25 protein-coding genes are annotated in these 18600 nt (G+C 26.5%); 23 read left to right on the top strand and 2 right to left on the bottom strand.

Annotation, left to right across the window (positions count from 1 at the left end):
• Positions 1 to 311 precede the first annotated feature (311 nt).
• On the bottom strand, positions 312 to 1040 hold the full coding sequence (locus tag AYC59_RS00690) for a phage antirepressor KilAC domain-containing protein (RefSeq protein WP_066894235.1): 729 nt from the start codon (positions 1038 to 1040) through the stop codon (positions 312 to 314).
• A 73-nt stretch (positions 1041 to 1113) separates the two neighbouring features.
• Here AYC59_RS00690 and AYC59_RS00685 point away from each other — a divergent pair, with 73 nt between their 5' ends.
• On the top strand, positions 1114 to 1620 hold the full coding sequence (locus tag AYC59_RS00685) for a hypothetical protein (RefSeq protein ID WP_066894226.1): 507 nt from the start codon (positions 1114 to 1116) through the stop codon (positions 1618 to 1620).
• Between the two features lie 107 nt (positions 1621 to 1727).
• Here AYC59_RS00685 and AYC59_RS00680 read toward each other — a convergent pair whose 3' ends face one another.
• A complete protein-coding gene (locus AYC59_RS00680) occupies positions 1728 to 1934 on the bottom strand; it encodes a helix-turn-helix domain-containing protein (protein ID WP_066894211.1) in 207 nt (68 codons plus the stop codon).
• Positions 1935 to 2095: 161 nt separating this feature from the next.
• Between AYC59_RS00680 and AYC59_RS00675 the strand changes: the two genes are divergently transcribed.
• The 22 genes from AYC59_RS00675 to AYC59_RS00575 all read left to right on the top strand — a co-directional run bounded on the left by AYC59_RS00675 (position 2096) and on the right by AYC59_RS00575 (position 18600).
• The gene (locus AYC59_RS00675; protein WP_066894206.1) at positions 2096 to 2518 is read left to right on the top strand and encodes a helix-turn-helix domain-containing protein; all 423 of its coding nucleotides are present in this window, start codon (positions 2096 to 2098) and stop codon (positions 2516 to 2518) included.
• A gap of 14 nt (positions 2519 to 2532) precedes the next feature.
• Positions 2533 to 2988 carry a hypothetical protein gene (locus tag AYC59_RS00670; RefSeq protein ID WP_066894202.1) on the top strand — a complete coding sequence of 152 codons (456 nt, stop codon included), beginning with the start codon at positions 2533 to 2535 and terminating at the stop codon, positions 2986 to 2988.
• 40 nt (positions 2989 to 3028) lie between these two features.
• A complete protein-coding gene (locus tag AYC59_RS00665) occupies positions 3029 to 3469 on the top strand; it encodes an ImmA/IrrE family metallo-endopeptidase (RefSeq protein ID WP_066894199.1) in 441 nt (146 codons plus the stop codon).
• A gap of 684 nt (positions 3470 to 4153) precedes the next feature.
• Entirely contained in the window at positions 4154 to 5194 is a 1041-nt protein-coding gene (locus tag AYC59_RS00660) for a tyrosine-type recombinase/integrase (protein ID WP_066894196.1), read from the top strand.
• Positions 5195 to 5273: 79 nt separating this feature from the next.
• Positions 5274 to 5429: a hypothetical protein gene (locus AYC59_RS07660; protein ID WP_156445427.1), complete on the top strand. Its 156-nt coding sequence runs from the start codon at positions 5274 to 5276 to the stop codon at positions 5427 to 5429.
• Positions 5430 to 5630: 201 nt separating this feature from the next.
• Positions 5631 to 5840 (top strand): hypothetical protein, encoded by a 210-nt coding sequence (locus AYC59_RS00655; protein ID WP_066894193.1) that lies wholly within the window; start codon positions 5631 to 5633, stop codon positions 5838 to 5840.
• 215 nt (positions 5841 to 6055) lie between these two features.
• Entirely contained in the window at positions 6056 to 6415 is a 360-nt protein-coding gene (locus AYC59_RS00650) for an endonuclease (RefSeq protein ID WP_156445425.1), read from the top strand.
• 20 nt (positions 6416 to 6435) lie between these two features.
• Positions 6436 to 6990 carry a phage terminase small subunit P27 family gene (locus AYC59_RS00645; protein WP_066894187.1) on the top strand — a complete coding sequence of 185 codons (555 nt, stop codon included), beginning with the start codon at positions 6436 to 6438 and terminating at the stop codon, positions 6988 to 6990.
• A complete protein-coding gene (locus tag AYC59_RS00640) occupies positions 6968 to 8695 on the top strand; it encodes a terminase large subunit (protein WP_066894183.1) in 1728 nt (575 codons plus the stop codon). Before AYC59_RS00645 ends, AYC59_RS00640 begins: the two co-directional genes overlap by 23 nt.
• A gap of 13 nt (positions 8696 to 8708) precedes the next feature.
• Entirely contained in the window at positions 8709 to 9917 is a 1209-nt protein-coding gene (locus tag AYC59_RS00635) for a phage portal protein (RefSeq protein WP_066894180.1), read from the top strand.
• Positions 9898 to 10584: a head maturation protease, ClpP-related gene (locus tag AYC59_RS00630; RefSeq protein ID WP_066894177.1), complete on the top strand. Its 687-nt coding sequence runs from the start codon at positions 9898 to 9900 to the stop codon at positions 10582 to 10584. The genes AYC59_RS00635 and AYC59_RS00630 overlap by 20 nt, the downstream gene beginning before the upstream one ends.
• A 12-nt stretch (positions 10585 to 10596) precedes the next feature.
• Positions 10597 to 11733: a phage major capsid protein gene (locus tag AYC59_RS00625; protein ID WP_066894175.1), complete on the top strand. Its 1137-nt coding sequence runs from the start codon at positions 10597 to 10599 to the stop codon at positions 11731 to 11733.
• 10 nt (positions 11734 to 11743) lie between these two features.
• Positions 11744 to 12034, top strand: coding sequence for a head-tail connector protein (locus AYC59_RS00620; protein WP_066894172.1), 291 nt, complete (start codon positions 11744 to 11746; stop codon positions 12032 to 12034).
• Positions 12031 to 12381: a phage head completion protein gene (locus AYC59_RS00615; protein ID WP_066894169.1), complete on the top strand. Its 351-nt coding sequence runs from the start codon at positions 12031 to 12033 to the stop codon at positions 12379 to 12381. Before AYC59_RS00620 ends, AYC59_RS00615 begins: the two co-directional genes overlap by 4 nt.
• Positions 12371 to 12817 carry an HK97 gp10 family phage protein gene (locus tag AYC59_RS00610; protein ID WP_066894166.1) on the top strand — a complete coding sequence of 149 codons (447 nt, stop codon included), beginning with the start codon at positions 12371 to 12373 and terminating at the stop codon, positions 12815 to 12817. Before AYC59_RS00615 ends, AYC59_RS00610 begins: the two co-directional genes overlap by 11 nt.
• Positions 12814 to 13299: a phage tail terminator family protein gene (locus tag AYC59_RS00605; RefSeq protein WP_066894163.1), complete on the top strand. Its 486-nt coding sequence runs from the start codon at positions 12814 to 12816 to the stop codon at positions 13297 to 13299. The genes AYC59_RS00610 and AYC59_RS00605 overlap by 4 nt, the downstream gene beginning before the upstream one ends.
• Positions 13268 to 14338, top strand: a complete 1071-nt coding sequence (locus AYC59_RS00600; protein WP_066894161.1) for a phage tail sheath C-terminal domain-containing protein — start codon at positions 13268 to 13270, stop codon at positions 14336 to 14338. Before AYC59_RS00605 ends, AYC59_RS00600 begins: the two co-directional genes overlap by 32 nt.
• 11 nt (positions 14339 to 14349) lie before the next feature.
• Complete coding sequence (locus tag AYC59_RS00595; RefSeq protein WP_066894157.1) at positions 14350 to 14784, top strand: phage tail tube protein; 435 nt, start codon at positions 14350 to 14352, stop codon at positions 14782 to 14784.
• A 10-nt stretch (positions 14785 to 14794) separates the two neighbouring features.
• On the top strand, positions 14795 to 15166 hold the full coding sequence (locus AYC59_RS00590) for a hypothetical protein (protein ID WP_066894154.1): 372 nt from the start codon (positions 14795 to 14797) through the stop codon (positions 15164 to 15166).
• 190 nt (positions 15167 to 15356) lie between these two features.
• The gene (locus AYC59_RS00585; protein WP_066894151.1) at positions 15357 to 17117 is read left to right on the top strand and encodes a phage tail tape measure protein; all 1761 of its coding nucleotides are present in this window, start codon (positions 15357 to 15359) and stop codon (positions 17115 to 17117) included.
• The gene (locus AYC59_RS00580) at positions 17114 to 17659 is read left to right on the top strand and encodes a hypothetical protein (protein ID WP_066894148.1); all 546 of its coding nucleotides are present in this window, start codon (positions 17114 to 17116) and stop codon (positions 17657 to 17659) included. The genes AYC59_RS00585 and AYC59_RS00580 overlap by 4 nt, the downstream gene beginning before the upstream one ends.
• On the top strand, positions 17656 to 18600 hold the full coding sequence (locus tag AYC59_RS00575; RefSeq protein ID WP_066894145.1) for an XkdQ/YqbQ family protein: 945 nt from the start codon (positions 17656 to 17658) through the stop codon (positions 18598 to 18600). Before AYC59_RS00580 ends, AYC59_RS00575 begins: the two co-directional genes overlap by 4 nt.

Here is an 18600-nt window from a genome sequence, read left to right as displayed (position 1 = left end):
CTATTATGTATTATTTTTTAAGTTCTTTTCTTATTTTCTCATTTAATTCTGTAATACTTTTCATTTTATGAAGCTTGTAACTACTTAAATAATATATAAAAAATTATCATTAAAAGGGCAATTGCAATGTATAAAACTAAATATGTCACAGGGCTTTTGTCCTCTTCTTTTAATGTAAGAAAAATATTGATAATTTCAATTGTCTGAACAGTTGACTTAACTGCTATGGGGAAAATTATTAGGAATTTTAATAACTTCCAAATAAAATTTATATTAATCATAATCAACCTCTTTCTTTATTTTGGGTTATATTACTTTTTAAATTGATTTATAAAATAACTTTGCCCTTTTGGTGTTACTTTTGTTGTTCTTGTTACTCTTACTGAACCGTCAGGGTTGTTTATAGTAGTTGTCTTTATCTCAAACAATTTAAGTTCTAATGCTCTCTGTGTAGGAGAGTTGTACTGTTCTCCACGATTGCATAAATAACCATTTTTTCTAAGGTATTCAAAAAGCCTATTTTGACCTATATCAATTCCATTTTGCTTAAGTATCTTTGCAAGTTCTCCAATTAGGATAGCCTTATCTGACACTTCCAATGCTTCTGCAAATATAATTTTTGGTTTATCTGCTTCAATTTTATCTTGAAGTTCTTTAACTTCAATTTGAAGTGTATTCATTTTCTTTTCTGCAAACATCAAAGCTCTTGCCATTACTTTCTCAGGAGAGTTGTAATCTTTCTCAATTTGTATAAAATATTGTCTAAAGATTTTACCTTTTTCATTTCTTTGCAACATGCATATTTCTTTTGCAGTATCTAATTTTAAAAGATGGTCATTGTATGTAGTTTCATTACCTTGAGCTGTTGCTCTTTTTTGAGCGATAGCTATAAAGTCTCTATTTTCTTCAAACCCATAATCTAACATTCTTTTTATCCAATCTTTATAGTGAGATTGAATTTCCAATTTTTCATGTAATTCACGACCACTTACTATAACTTCTTGATTATCGTTATAATCAATTTTTATCATTTCTTGCATTTTTATTCCTTTCTAATTCCTTTTAAGGTATAATATTTGTAATATCATGAATTTATTTAAAAGGAGATTTTTTATGTTTTCAAATATAATTGCTATTTTAAGTTTTTTTATTTCTTTAATTAGTTTATTCATTTCTTTCAAGCAAGAAAGAAGATTTAAACCTGAATTTCTATTGTCTGATTTAAGTACTAATGTTTTAAAAGATAAATTATTTTTAGTCTCTATAAATATAACTAATACATCTATAAACCCTTTATATATTAAGAAAATATATTTAAAAATAGATGGTAAAAAATATTTCTCTGAAAACATTAATAAACTTGATACGATATCAGTTTCATTTTTAAGAGATAAAAACACAGACTTTATTATAAAAACTATTCAAGATTTTGATTCTAAAAAATATTATGAAATTTTAATTAGCTATAATAATAAAAATAAACCTTTAAATTATTATGAAATTAAAACTTTTTATTGTATTTTTAATATCCAAAATATTGAAGTATTAAATAAAGAAATAAAACTAATTGTAGAAACAACTCAAAAAGAAAAAGAGATTTTAATAATTTTAAATCGTTAGGTATCCAAATTAAGCAAGAAATAACATTAAATATTACTGTTAAATTCAATATAATTTCATTTTCCATATCATTCTTCCTTTCTTTTTTGTTCTTGGTTTGAGAACAATTAATCTAAAAAAAACTTTTTTTCTTCTTCATTAAGTTGTAATATTTTTATTAACTCATTTATTTCTTCCCATTGAAAATCACTTTTATTTTTCATTTTCCTTGAAAATGCAGTAGGTGTTATTCCGAGTTTCCGAGCTATAAAAGAAAATTTTAGGCCCTTTTTATTAATTAAATTTTTTAATTTCTCTAATTTTTCTAATTTCAATTTTCTGTCCTTTCTAAGTTTTTTAACTTCTTTTATGTTAATAGTATAACACATCGTTCTTAAACTGTCAACTATTATTTTTATTTTTTTTGTATTTTTTTTTGATTTTTTTGTTTTTTAATGTATAATATATTATAAAATCAATTTAAGGAGTTAAAAACATGAAACCTAATGAAACTAATAAATTATTAGGAAATTTAATTAAAACGAGAAGAATGGAATTAGGAATTTCACAACAACAATTATCTGAAATGATAGGTTATAATACCAAAAGTTCAATATCTTATTTTGAGAACGGTCAAAGAACACCAGGACTTGATGTTTTAGAAAAGTTAGCAAAAGCTTTAAATGTTAGTTTGAGTTATTTTTTCCCTAATGAAAATAAAAAAATAAATAATGTAGATGTAAGTGATTTAAGTGAATTTCAACTAGAACAATTAAACAGCTATATCAATGCAAATACGACAATGTTTTTTGATGGTTATGGAAAAAATACAGAAGAAGATATTGAGGAAATAAAACAAACTCTAACTAGAGCATTTATACATATTTTAAAAAAGCAAGGTAAACTAAAAAAGAAGTAGGAGGAAAATTATATATGAAAAAATTATTAATTATAGGAGTTGTGTCATTATTTTTATTCAGTTGCGGGAGTAAAGTATCTTCAACAAATCAAGAGAATATTATTACTAGTACTTCAACTACTCAAGAATCATTTGAAACTTTAGCTTACAACAAGCAAAAGAATAAAGATAGACATTTTATAATATATACGACTATTACTGATAAAGATAAATTAATTGAACACGCCAGAAAACAAGCGTGGACCGAAAGACAACTAACTTATGTTACCTTTGTAAATAGTAAAGAAAATACTAAGTTTAAAGATATAACTTTGTTTGAAGATTTTGAAAGAGGAATATTATTAGAAGGTGTTTTTTCTGATACAAGTATAATACTGGGCACTTATAGCAAAGTTCCTAACGGAAATGAATTCTGGATTGACAAAGATGGATTTATCGATTTAAAAGGAGAAGAAATACAAATAAAATAAAACAATAAACGAAGGATAGTTGTTAGGAGTTAGAAAAGAAATGGATATAAATAAAATAGTTGACCTTGCTTTAAATTTAAGAAATAGATTTGATAATGTATATAGCTTATTAAAAGAGTATGATATAAAGTTAATTTGTGATAATTTAGGTAGGAATTGTAAAGCTTGTACTAATTGTTGTTTAGGAAATCATATTATATTTATAAATAGTAATTTAGATATTAAAGAGAGTGAAAAAGTATTTATAATAGCTCACGAGATAGCGCATATTTTATTGCATGATGAAATAATCAGAAAACACACTAATACAGTATTTATAAAAACCAAAAAAGAAGAAACGGAAGCAGATTTATTTTCTACAATATTTTTAGGTTGTAATTATTGTGTTAGTTCTTCAAAATTACAGGATAGAATAAACTATATTTGTGGAATATTATTAAGTAATCGAATAGGAATTATAATTGATAGAGATTGTATTTAATTTTTGATTACTTTTAATTTTAAATAATGTGTAATAAAAACACAACTAAAAATCAAAGTGTAGTAGTACAATTTTGATACTACTTATTATATATAAAATATCTATAAAGCAAGTGTTTAAGGTACTTTTGAAAGGGTGGTACAGATTTGATACTACTATGTTAAAAGTGGTACAGATTTGATACTGCTAGTAGTACAATTTTGATACTACTTAAGTGGTACAGATTTGATACTCTAATAAGAATATATATTATAAGAACTTTTATATAAGAAATTTATATAAGAAATTTATATAAGAAATTTATATAAGAAATTTATATAAGAAATTTATATAAGAAAAAAGAAATATAAAATAAAAAGAAAAAATGAGTTTTCTTTTCCTTGTTGGGAAACCCAACGATGTGGAGAGGGCCTATATAGAAAATTAAAAGTCAAAATCTAAAAACAGGCCCTATAAAAACAGAACACTTTTCTAATGTAATACAAGAATTAAAAAATAAAAAATGAGACTGAATTTCTAAAAAAGGAATTTGAAATATAATCTAAAATCAAAAATTTGATACCTAGAATATCCCAGATTGATTAAAAAAGATTTTAAGGTAAAATTATAAGCCTTAATCAAATCTGGTTAAAATTAAGGCAATATAGAGCAAATTTTAAAAAGCAAAAAAGAAAGGACTAAAAAATGAAGAGAGGAAATGGAACAGGAAGTGTAGTAAAATTAAGTGGAAATAGAAGAAAACCCTTTGCTGTAGTAATTACAACTGGATATGAATTTGTAGGAAATAATAAAAATGTGACACAAAAAAGAAAATATTTAGGTTATTTCAAAACTCAAAAAGAAGCAAATAAATATTTAATAGAGTTTTTAGATAATCCTTATGACTATTCAAATAACATAACTCTAAAGGAATTATATACTAAATGGTCTAAAGAAAGTTTTTTAAATTTAAGTGAATTAACTAAAAAAAATAAAAATTCTTCTTTTAATAATTTAATTGATTTACATGACAAAAGATTTATTGAATTGAAAACTAGAGATTATCAAATTGTGATTGATAAAATGGGAGATAAAAGAGGTGCTAAAACAGGAGTGAAATCTTTAATTTCTTTATTATATAAATTTGCTTTAAAAAGAGAAATTGTTTCAAAAGATTATTCAACATTTTTAGAAATAGGTAAAAAAGTAACGAAAATAGAACGGAAAATATTTACAGAAGAAGAAATCGGAGTACTTTGGTACAATTTAAATAAATATGATTTGATAGATACTATATTAATCTTGATATATACAGGGTTGAGGATAGGAGAATTATTAAACCTTAAGATAAGTGATATAAATCTTGAGGAGGGATATTTGAAAGGTGGTAGTAAAACAGAAGCAGGTAAAAATAGATTAGTTCCAATACATCCTAAAATAAAAAATTTGATTGAAAACAGAATAGATTTTAATAAGGAATATTTTATAAATGGGCCTATAAACAAAAATGAAAAAATGAGCTATATAACATATTTTAGTAAATTTAATATTTTGATGAAAAAATTAGGAATGAAACACACTATACACGACACACGTCATACATTTGCTAGTTTATTGAGTAATGTTGATGCAAATACAGTATCAATATCAAAATTGATAGGTCACAGTAGTTATTCTATGACTGAGAAAATTTATACTCATAAAGATAAAGAAGAACTTAGAAAAGCAATTGAATTGATTAAATAAAAAATTATAAGAAAAATGCAATTTTTTCTTTACATTAATTGCGATTAATGATATAATTTATATATAGAAAGGAGGAACAATGAAAAAGAAAAAAAGGGTTATAATAAAAGAAGTCACCGAAATCAAGAAAACTCACTCAGTGACTAATAAATTCATTGTTGCATTGATTATAACACTATTTATTGAATTAGTCAAGTTGATAGAAATTATAATTAAAGCAAAATACGGGGCCTAAAGCCCCACCCTATCTTTTTCATAGACAAAAAATGAAAGATAAAAAAGGAAGAGAGATCTTAAAAACTTTTAATTTTAGAATAGGTAAATTAAACTATAAATTCAATATAGTTAAAGGAACTATTAAAGAAACTATTATTTACACTATTTTAATATTATTATTAATTTATTTCAATTTTTTTAGATAAGGAGAAAATAAAAAATGGAACAAAAATTAAAAAGACTTGGTTATAAAGATAAAGAAAAACAAAATGAAGCAGTTAGAAAATACAGAGCAACTGAAACAGGGAAAATAAAAGTAAAATATAATAGGTATAAAAGTTGTACTAGAACTTTTATTAAAGAATTAGCTACAGAAGAAGATTTAATAATGATTTCAAATCTTTTAGAAGAAAAAAAGAAAAAATTTTAAAAAAAACGGACCAAAATCGGACTTGACCAGTTTTCCTTGACATGCTATAATGTAAAATATTAGAAGTCTATAAAGATTTCAACTCATGATTTAAAGGTAGTTTTATAACTACCTTTTTTCATTTAATTGAGTTTTTAAATTGTATAGACATTTAATAGAGAAAGGAATTTAAAATGTTGTATAAAACATGTTGCTATTGTAAAAGAAAATTAAAGTTGAATGAGAAGTGTAGTAGATGTTCAAAAATTAGAAATGAAGTTTATGATAAGAATTCAAGAGATAAAGAAGCACAAGTTTTTTATAATTCAAGAGATTGGAAATTGACCAGGAAGAAAGTAATGTCAAAATATAATTACTTGGACTTGTATGCTTTAAAAGTTTTAGGTAAGTTAGTACAAGCTGATGTAGTACATCATATTGTAGAATTTAGAGAAGATAAGAGCAAAGCATTAGATGTATCAAACTTAATTCCTTTATCACATCAATCACACAACTTAATACATGCACTTTATGATAAGAGCAAGCAAAGCAAAAATGAAACAATACAACTTTTAAAAAAACTTTTACAAATGTAAGAGGGGGTGGGGCGAAAAGTATGCTCAAACCCGCATGGAATACCGCGTACCCTCTATTTTTTGGAGAAATTCCCAAAATTAATATATTAAAAGGAGGTGTATTTTTAATGGCAAGACCAAGAAAGCCGTTAGAACTTCAAAAACGGAATAATACTAAAGCAGAAATAGAAGAAAGGAAATTTCAGGAAGAAAATTCTAAGGTCTCAAGAAATTTAAAGGCCCCAAATTGGTTGAATAAAAATTCAAAGAAAATTTTTGAAGAAACTGTAAAGTTAATCAACTCTATAGAAGTGCTTGATGATTTAGATGTATCTATATTATCAATGTATTCCGACGCATATTCAAGAGTGCAAGAACTAACTAAATTAGTTGATACAGAGGGCTATACAGTTATAAAAGAAACTAAAGCAGGTAATATGGTTATAGCTAACCCAAATCTTAAAACTTTAAAAGATATGCAGAAAACTGTTTTAGATTGTGCAGTTAAATTGGGTTTAAACAGTATTGATAGAACGAAGCTTATTAAATACAACCCGCCTAAGGAGGAGCTAGATGAGTTCTCAGAATTCTTATAACCCACTAGATAAATTCGTGGAAGATATAGAAAAGCATAATATACCTATTGGAATTAATCAAAAATTATGCATAGAAAGGTATAAAGTATTAAAAGAAAATAAAGATTACTATTTAGATTTAGAAGAAGTTAATAGAATTATAAATATGACTAATAAGCTCACAATTGTAAAAAATGGTAGGATAGAAAAATTTAAAACAAGAGGTTTTCAAAATTTTATACTAGGTAATATAGTTGGATGGAAAGTTAAAAAAACGGACCTAAGATTATATAAAGAAGTTTACATACAAGTTGGACGTCAGAACGGAAAATCACTTCTTATAAGTGCATTAAGTATTTATTATTCTCTATTTACTAAAAATAGAAATTCTAATATATTTTGTACTGCAACTAAGCATGAGCAAGCGAAGATAGTTTGGGATAATATAGCTAATTTTATAAACTATAATCCTACTTTAAAAACTAAATATTTTAAAGTTCAGGAACATATTTCAACTATCACTTCTTTAAATACTAAAAATAGAATAAGGGCCTTAGGGCGAGATACCAAATCAATGGACGGCTTTGATAGTGTACTTAGTATATGTGATGAATACCATATGCACCCAACGGACCAAATGTATAAACTTTTATTTGATGGACAAGTAAATGTTGATAATTCTTGTATAGTAGCTATAACGACTGCAGGTTTTGATTTAAATAAACCTTGCTATAAGCAGTATCAAGATTGTGTAAATATTTTAAATGGATTAGTTAATAAAGAAAGTATTTTTATTTATATTGCAGATCCTGACAAAGACGACGATATAAAAAGTGAAAATACTTGGATAAAAGCTAATCCTTTTTTATTATTAAATGAAGATTATTCATATAATAAAGAAAATTTAGAAAAGTACAAAATTGCTATGGAAGACGCTTTGAGAAAACAAGGTGAAGAAATGACCAACTTCCTTACAAAAAAATTAAATATGTGGGTGCAATATACAGAGAATGATTATTTAAATAAAGAGAAAATTAAAGAATGTGAATCAGAACTGACTATTGAAAATATGGTTGGTAGAAGTTGTTATTTAGGTATAGATTTATCAAGTGGTGGGGATTTAACAAGCATAGCTTTAGTTTTTCCTTTAGAAGATAATAAAAAATATATATACTCACATTCATTTATACCAGTTCAGAGAGTACTAGAACAAGAATTTAAAAGCAAGGTGCCTTATAGAGACTGGATAAGCAGAGGACTATTAACGGCAACAAGTTCAAGTGGTGGTTTTAAAACAGACTATAAAACTATACTAGAACACCTTAGAACTTTAATAGAAGTATTTGATGTAAATATAGTTGGTGTGGGGTTTGACCCTTATGGTGCTGGAGCTTGGTTAGAAGATTTAACTGATTTAGTAGGGGATGCAACATCTATAACTCAATCAGCTAGAAATTTAGGGAGCACAGTTGAAGATTTTGCATTATCTGTAGATAGTGGAGAGGTTTTATTCGATAAAAGAAACGACCTTTTAAAATGGTCTTTAGCTAATGCAAAAGTTGAGTATAATTCATTTAGAGAACCTAAGGTTACAAAAGAAAAAGGAAATGAAAAGATAGATCCTGTTGTATCTATTATTGACGCTTGGTATCTACTTCATAATAACTTGCAAGAAATTGCTAATGTAAATGAAGCAGTCGATGAATGGTTAGAACTATTCAAGTAAAGGAGGTGTAAAAATGGGAATATTTTCAAATTGGTTTAAACCTAAAAATGATGGTGGTGTAGATTTAAATAGTTTCTTTGGTGGGTCAAATTCAGGTAGTATGTTCAATTCAAATCCTTTGGGAGATGTAACATATTTTACTTGTTTAAAAATTTTAAGTGAGGCACTATCTAAATTATCAATACATTTATATGATAATGATAATAATAGAATTTATGATCATAATATTATAAAACTATTAAATGAAAGGCCCAACGAGTTTATGACACCCTCAACCTTTAAACAGGTTGTAGAGTTTAATAGAAATCATAAAGGGAACAGTTATATTTATATTCAATATAAAGCAGGTAAGGTCATTGGTTTATATCCTTTAAAATCAAATGCGGTTGATGTGGTTATAAATGATACTGATAATGTTCTACCTAAAATTATTTATAGATATAACGGTAGCAAAGAAATGTTTTTTTTACCTAATGAAATCATTCATTTAAAAGGTGGATATAGTGAAGATGGTTTAAAAGGGAAATCTATTGTAGCAACTCTTAAAAGTGCCTTTTCATTATCTAATCAAAGTGACAGATTAATGGATAAGATGTATCAAAATGGCTTGATGGGTAAAACTGTTGTAAAAACTTCTGACGCTTTAAATGAAACAAAAAGAAAAGAGTTAATTAAAAGATTACATGAAATGCTTCAAGATAGTAATAATGAGTTTGTGAGTTTACCTATGAATACAGAACTTCAAACTTTAAATGTTAATTTAAATAATTCACAATTTGCAGAGTTGAAAAAGTATACTAGTAATCAAATTGCTGCAGCTTTTGGAATAAGTCCTGTATATTTAAATGATTATTCAAAATCAAGTTTTTCAAGTAGTGAAGCACAGAATTTAAGTTTTTATACTGATACAATGCTAGCTATTTTAAAACAGTATGAAGAAGAACTAAATTATAAATTACTAACTGAAAAAGAGAGAGATCAAGGTTTAACTTTAAGGTTTAATCTTGCGGGAGTTTTAAGAGGTGATTTAAAATCACAATCAGAAGCTATTCAAACTTTAGTAGGTAATGGAGTTTATAAAATAAATGAAGCAAGGGCCTTACTTTCTATGCCTAAAATAGAAGAGGGTGATACCTCTATTATTAATGGAAGTTTTGTAAAACTTGCAGATATAGGGCTTGCTTATAAAGGAGGTGATTCAAATGATACTGATACAGAATAAAAGTGATGTTGCAATTTTAGAAGTTTCAGGAGATATAGTATCAAATGATTATAAATTCTATAAGGACGATTATGGATTTGATTTAACAACACCTATAGAGGTTAAAGATTTTTTTAAAAATAACCCTGATAAAGAAATTAGAATTAATATAAATTCTAATGGTGGAGACGTATTTTCAGGTACTGCAATAGCTAATATGATTAAAGAGCATAAAGGGAAGACTACGGCACATATTGAAAGTATTGGAGCGAGTATAGCTTCTGTAATAGCAATGGCTTGTGATGAAGTTAAAATGCCTAAAAACGCTTATTTAATGATACATAAGCCGTGGGCCTATATGGGTGGAAATGCGGATGACTTTGAAAAGACTATAGAACTCTTAAACAAAATTCAAAATAATATTGAAGAAGTTTATATGTCTAAAGTTATAAACGGAATTGAAAGAAAAACTATTACTAAGTTAGTAAATGAAGAGACTTGGTTGACAGGAGAAGAAGCTAGTAAGTATTTTGATATTACATTACTAGATGAATTAAAAGTATTAAATTGTACTTCAGGCATTAAATATGATAATATGCCTGATTTTTTATTACCTAAAAATGAGGTTAAAAAGGTTGAGATACCTAAAGAATTAAAAGAAAAAATTGAAAAATTAGAAAAGATGTAGGAGATGATGTTTATGAATAAATTACAAGAAAAAATCGCTTTTTATAATGCTTTGATAGATGAAGTGAAAGCGTTACAAGAAACAGACAATATAGAAACTATTAAGAATAAAATGACAGAAATTGAAACTTTAAAAGATGAAATTGAAGTTTTAAATAAAACTCGTGAATTACAAATTATAGAAACTTTAAAAAATTCAGAAACAAAAGAAGAAAAAGGAGACAAAATGGGAAGAATTTATGATGAAAATGTATTAAAGAGAATGCTTAGAAATAAAGCAACTGCAGAAGATTTAGAAGTGTATAATGCTTATACTGGTCAAAAAGAGGGAACACCATCACTTGGGGGGTATTTAGTTCCAGAAACGCAATTAGAAGAATTATACTTATATAAGAGAAGTTTAACTAATTTAGCTTCTTATGTAAATGTAGTTAATGTATCTACTCCAAAAGGTTCAATGCCTTTAGAAGTTTTAGCTACTGATAAATTATCAGATATAACAGAAGGTGAAGCAATTCCTATGAGTTCTGTTAATTTTGGCCAAACAAAATGGGAAACTCACGACTTTGGAGATATGATGGCAGTTACTAATTTCTTATTAGATGATACTAATTATGATTTAATGGGTTACTTAAAAACTAGAATAGGTAAGAAGTCAGTTAATACTTCTAATGCTAAGATAATCGATTTATTAAAAACATTACCAAACCCTATAACTGGAACAAAAGCTACTGGACTTGACACATTAGACGAAGCAATAATAAAAGGTTTAGATCCTGTATTTAGATATGATGGAATAATATTAACTAATCAATCTGGAAGATTATACTTAGAAACTTTAGTTGATAAACAAGGTCGTTCTTTATTATCTGAAAGTTATACTAAACCAGGTGTTAAAGAATTCAGGGGACTTACTTTAGTAGAGGTTTCAGATGAACTATTACCTAATGAAGCTAGTAACTTAACTCCGTTCTTTATAGGAGATATGAAAGCTTTAATAACTAGATTTGAATTAAAAGGACTTGAATTAGCAGTTTCAACAGAAGCAGGATTTACTAATAATACTACTGTTTTAAGAGCGATAGAAAGATTTGATACAAAAATAATAGATAATCAAGCTATGAAGTATGTTAAAATCACTACTAAATAGGTGATTTTCTATGAACTTAGATTTAATAAAATCATATTTAAGAATAGATTTTGAAGAAGATGATGTATTACTTGAAATGATGTATAATACTGCAGATTTATTTTTAATCGGTGCAATTAAAAACTGGAATTTGATAAAAGATAATGTTAATTATACAGATAAAGTGAAAATTCTCTTGGCAGCAGTCATTCAAAATTTATATGATAATAGAGGGCTTGGAGTTAAAGAACCAAGTTTAGATAAAGTTATGAGTTCATTAATACATCAACTTGATTTGTTAAATGAGGAAGATTTGAAATGAATATAACTAATAGATTAAATAGAAAAATAGAATTGTATAATTATACAAATATAACTAATTTTGTGGGTGAGCTATCTTATAGTTACACCCTTTTTAAATCTATATATGCACAAGTGTTACCAATTTCAAATAAAATTAATGATTTAAATTTAGAAAGTGAAAAAATTGATAGTCAATATAAGTTTGTTATTCGTAAAAAATCCTTTAATGGAATTACTGTAAATACTCGTATTAAGTTTGAAGATAAAGAATTTAAAATCGATTATTGGAATATTGATTATAAGAATAATGAATATGTTGAGATTTTTGCAACTTTAGATAAAGGAAATGAAAATAATGGAATTTGATTTTAAAGATAATTCAAGTGAGCTAGTAAAAGAATTACTTAAAGTTTCACAAAATACACCTAAACTTTTAAAGAAAGAGTTTAGAAAAGTTGGTAAAAATGCAGCTAAAACAATTAGAAAAGAGGCTAAAAAACTTGTAGGTAAAACTAATAGACCGGATAGTTTAAAACACAAATCTTATCATAAAAGATTTAAAGGCTCTAAGGTTTGGGAAGATATAGACGGATCATTAAATGTAAGTGCTTATAATAGTGCACCTCATGCTCATTTAATTGAGTATGGTCATAGAAAAGTAAATAGAAATGGAGTAACTAAAGGTTTTGTAGAGGGCCTTTATCCTATAAAAAGGGGTGCTAATAAGTATTTACATAGTGAATTTGAAAGAGATATTAATAATATAATTACAAAAGCAATTGAGAAAGGTGGTTTAAAATGATAACAGATTTAATAAAAGCTATTAATGATAGGTTGAAAAATTTCAGTGATATACCTATAATTTCACAGGATATTGATAAAAACAATGTTTATCCTTGTTTTAAAGTGAAAATTATAGATTTTTATACTGAACTAAAATCACAGACTATGATTGAGTATAAAAGTTCTGTATCAGTTAATTATTATCCTAAAACTGACTTAGATAATAGAATAGAATTTTTAAAAATTCAGAATATGCTAGCTACTATATTTATGATAGGTGTTGGTAAATGGTATATTAATCAGTTGGAAGTTATAGACCACGAAACTTTTATAAGTTGTAATGTAGATTATATTAGAGTTGATGTGTATGATGAGCCTATTTCAGTTTCTAAATTAAATGAAGAAATTAAAATAAGTAAAAAATACACAGATTATATAGAAGAAATAAATTTAAAGGAGGAAAATATAGATGGCAACAAGTCAAGTAACACCGCAGATTAATATTAAATTTTTAGAAGATGTTGCAAATTCTGTGAAAATGCAACCAAGAGGGCATGTAGTTTTAATATTAAATGATTCGACATTAACAGATAATATTAAAATTTTTAAAAAAATTAGTGAAGTTGAGGGCTTAACTGCAGAAAATATTCAATATGTAAAAGATGTTTTTGTTGGTGGAAGTGCTAAAGTAACAATTTTAAATATTAGAGATACTTTCACAATTGATAAAGCAATTAAAGCATTAGATAATATAAAAGCTAACTATGTTGGTGTATTATCTGCAGAAACATTACATCACACTGCATTATCTAAGTATATTAAAGCAACTGATAAAGCTTTAAGAACATTAAAAGGTGTAACCTATAAAATAAATAATCAAGATTGTATGCATTTAATTAATATAGTTAATGAAAATGTAGTATTTAATGATGAAAGAGGAACTCAAGATGGTTGGAAAGTTATACCATATATTTTAGGAGTTTTAGCAGGTATGCCTTTAACTCGTGGAGCAACTAATTTTAATCTTACAGAGCTTGCAAGCGTTACAAATGTAGATGATGTTGAAGCTGAAGCTAAAAAAGGTAATTTTGTACTTAATTTTGATGGTGAAAAAGTTAAGGTAGTTGCAGGAATTAACACTTTAACTACTGTAGATAGAGACCATTCAGAAGCAATGAAGTCAGTAGTAGTGTTAGAAGCAATGGACTTAATTAGAGATGATATAGAAGCTAATTTTAAGCTTTATATTGGTGGTTACAAAAATACTTATTCAGTTCAAATGATGATACTAACATCAATAAAAGCATACTTTAAAGAGCTTACTAGATTAGAAGTTTTAGATCCTGAATTTAATAACAATATAACTCAAGATGTACAAGCTATGAGATTATATTGGGAGAGTAAAGGTCAGGATATGTCAAAATTATCAGATGGAGATGTAAGAAAAAGAACATGTGGTAAAAATGTGTATTTTGTAGCAAGTATAAAAATATTAGAAGTAATAGAAAACTTTGATTTAAAAGTATTCTTAACGGTTTAAGGAGGTAGAATATGGCAATAAATAAAGGAGATAGACAAGCTATTTCAACAAAATATGGAGAAATTTTCATTAATAATGAAAGAGTTCAAGAGGTTGTTTCTGCAGAAATTAAGGTTTCTGTTGAGTATGGAGATATTGAAGTTGCAGGAGATCCAAGCAAATATAGAAAGTATTTAGGAAATGAAGTTTCTGGTACTATTACGATAAAAAAAATTGATTCTAAATTTAGTAAAATCATTTCTGAAATGATTAAAAATAGATATGCACCTGAAATTAATGCACAATTTGTGCTTTCTGATAATGCTTTTAGTGGGTCAGAAGCGGTTGCTTTATATGGAGTTACTTTTGATGAAATTCTATTAATGAAAATTCAATCGGGAGAAACTTTTGAACAAGAAATACCATTTAAAGCAGAAAGTTTTGAAATGTTAGAATATATGGAATAGGAGTGAAAAAATGGAAGATAAATTAGAACAATTATTAAGCAAAATTGAAGAAAAAGAACAGAATACAATAATATATAATGATGAATATTTAGGAATGGACCTTGAAATTCAAAAATTATCTATAAGAAAATTTGCAGAGTTGCAAGATGGAGCAGATAAGAGTGTTGTAAAATCAATAGATGCAACTATCAGAATTATTTGGGAACATGTACCATTATTCCAAAAAAGAGAATTATTAGAAAAGTTTGATATAAAAATGAGTAAATATGCAGTTATTTCTAAAATCTATGGAGATAATTTAGGTGCAATGACTAAATTAGTTGATTTCATAAATGAAAAATTTTATGGAATTAAGAATGATGAAAGTGATTCGGGAAAGTAGAAGAATATTACAATAATTTATATAAAAACTTTAAAAAGGATGGAGATTGTGCTTTTATTTCACATTTTTTGAATAGAGGTCACAATCTCTATTATTTATTAAATTTAAATGATTCAGAAAAATTGATATTTTATATGTCAATGCAATTAGAACTTGAAAATATAGTTAAATTGAATGGAGGTGGGTAGAAATGGCTAAAATAGTAAGTAGTATTTTTGAATTAAAAGATAATTTTAGTAAAAAAATGAAGAAAATGTCACTAGATACTCAAAAGGAATTTAGTACACTTAAAAAGAAAAGTGCTGTTTTAAAATCTAAGTTATCAGGTGCTTTTAAAGCAATAGCTAAAGCAGGTGCTGTGATGGTTGCAGGTCTTGTAGCTAGCACTAAAGCTTATATAAGTGAAAGTTTGAAAGCTTGGGAAGATCAAGAACGAGCAGAACTGTTATTGACTAGCACCTTAAAAAAACGAAAAAATATGACTGATGAAGTTGTAAAATCAATGCTTGATTATGGCGGAGAAATGCAAAAGATAGGAGTTGTAGGAGATGAAGTAGTTCAGATGGGAATGAATGAGCTAGCTATGCTAGGTTTAAAAACAGAGACTATTAAGAAATTAACACCAAGTATGCTTGATATGTTAGTTAAGCAAAAAGGACTAAATGCAACGATGGAAGATAGTGCAGCAGTTGGTCAAGCAATAGCTAAATCTATTTCAAAAGGAACAACAAAAGCACTTCAACAATATGGAATTTATTTAAGTTCAACTGAGCAAAAAGCTTTTAAACTTATGGATACTGAGAAAAAAGCAATGTTTTTAAGAAATAAAATAAATAAATCAGTTGGGGGTGCTAACAATAATCTTTTAAATACTGCACAAGGTCAAGTAAAATCTATTCAAAATATGTTGGGTGATATTCAAGAAGAAGTAGGTCAAAAAGTATCACCTGTTCTAGTTGGAATATTTAAAACTTTAGGGTCAACAATTGAAAGATTAAAACCTAAAATGATGGAAATATTAGATAGAATAATAAAAATGCAACCTCAACTTCAAAATTTAGTTGATAAAGGTGTAAATTTATTAATAAACGGAGTAGATAAACTGTTTAGTTTATTAGATTTTGCGACGGAGCATTGGGAAAGTATAAAAGTTGGAGCAATCGTTTTTGGTGCTTTATATGTTGCAGTAAATACTATAATCGGTGTATATCACACATATATTGCAGTTTCAACACTTGCTAAGGTAGCAAAAGAAATTGAACTAGGTTTAATGATTAAAAGTAAAATAGCTTGGATAGCTGAAACAGGGGTAAAAGTAGCTTCTACAGTTGCAACAGGAGCATTAACAGCTGCAACTTGGTTATTAAATGCTGCTATGGTAGTTTTAACAAGTCCAATTACTTTAGTTGTTGTTGGGCTAGGTCTTTTAGCAGGAGCAGGATACTTAGTATATAAAAACTTTGATACTATAAAAGCTAAAGCAGTTGAACTTTGGAATCAATTTAAAGAAACTGAAGTATTTGCAGTTATAAAATCATTATTTGAGGGATATGTAAGTATATTTAAAGAAGTGTGGGGTTGGATACAAAAAATAATGGGAGGTATAGGAGATATGATAGGTAAAGTACCTCAATTATTATCAAAAATTCCAGTCGTTGGAAAGTTATTTAAAAGTAAAGATAACGAGCAAGTTCCTAAGCATGCCTTAGGTACATCATATTTTAAAGGTGGTTTAACTTCAATCAATGAAAGAGGTGGAGAAATTGTAAATCTACCTAATGGAACTCAAATAATACCACATGATGTTTCTGTAAAATCTGCGAAAAATAAAGATGGCGGGATAAGTGTTACTTTAAATATTCACGGTAATATGATTGGAAATGAAGAATATGCTAGACAGATTGCAACAACTATACTAAATGGAATTAAATTGCAAAGGGGTAATATATGAGTACAATGATAACTTATTTTATGTTAGACAGTGAAGTTTTATATCTTCCATTTTCAACAACTTTTGAAGTTTCACAAGTTTATGAAGATGAAGAATTCGAAAATATATTAGGTGAAAAATATTTGATTCCAGGTAAATTAAATTTAAGGGAATTTGAATTAACTGGTTTTATAACTAAAAATAAATATAGTTTTATTCATAAAAATACTAAAACTGAACTAAGTGATTATTTAAGTTTCTTTGAAAGAGCTAGAAAGCAATTCAAACCATTGAGAATTGTAGTAGCTAATGATGATGTTACTATAATAGATATGGACTGTTTAGCTAATTTTACTTATAGTAACATAGACTCTGCAGGAGATATAAACTTCAAAATATCTGTTAAAGAATATAAAGCAATATCAGTAGATAAGCAACAGAGAACTTATAGCAACGGTAATAGAAATATAACTTTAACAGGTGGATCTAATGCACCTAAGGCCCCTGTTAATAAAAATAAAAAAGGAAAAACTAAACCTAAACAGAAAGGTAGAAAGAAATGATAGAAGTTAAATTAAATGGTAAAAATATTACTCAGTTAGTTAGTTCACTTTCTTTTGAGAATTCTATTGATAGTTTAGCTACAACTGTAAGCTTTAGTGTCCCTTTTCATAAAAAGACAGATTTTTATATAGAAATAGAAGTTGGAGATAAAATTGAAATTTCTAAAGATAGTAAAAATATTTTTAAAGGTATGGTTGTTGAAACTTCTATAAATGATGTTACTATGAATTTAAAAGCTATGGATATTGGCTTTTATTTAAATAAAAATAAAGTTCTTAAACAAGTTAGAAATACTTCAGGAAATCAAGCTATAAAGTCAATCTGTTCTGAAATTGGTATACCTATTGAAGTTAAAGGACTAGATATTAAAATAAATAAAGTATATAAAACTGAAACTATTGCGGATATTATAAATGATATTATTAAGCAGGATACTCAACAATCAAAAAAAGAATATTGTATATATGTATTGGATAATAAAGTTTATGTTGATTTTCAAGGAGAAAATGAAGTTGATATAAGCTTTAAATTATCTGATAAACATATATTAAAAGAAAGTGGAGCTATAATCAATCAAACTAGTACATATAATATAGAAGATTTAAAAAACTCTGTATTAGTAGTTAGTAATGATAGTAATTCAATTCTTCAACTTGCAAAAGCAGAAGAAAATGATAGTATTTCTAAATATGGTAAATTGCAAGAAGTTATAGAACTTGAAGCTAAAGAAGTTGCAAAAGCTAAAGATGTTGCTTTAAATACTATCAAAATAAGTGGGAAAATAAAGGAAGAATTAAGTGTTGAAATTGTTACAGATAAATATATATTTAGTGGGCAGTCTTTAAAATTAAATAATAAAAAGTATCTAATAAAATCAACTAACTTTAACTATTTAAAAGATAGATTTAATGGAACAGTAAATTTAAAGGAGATGGTATAA

It is taken from the genome of Pseudostreptobacillus hongkongensis, assembly GCF_001559795.1.
Classification (GTDB): domain Bacteria; phylum Fusobacteriota; class Fusobacteriia; order Fusobacteriales; family Leptotrichiaceae; genus Pseudostreptobacillus; species Pseudostreptobacillus hongkongensis.
This window is presented reverse-complemented; position numbering and strand designations above follow the sequence as displayed.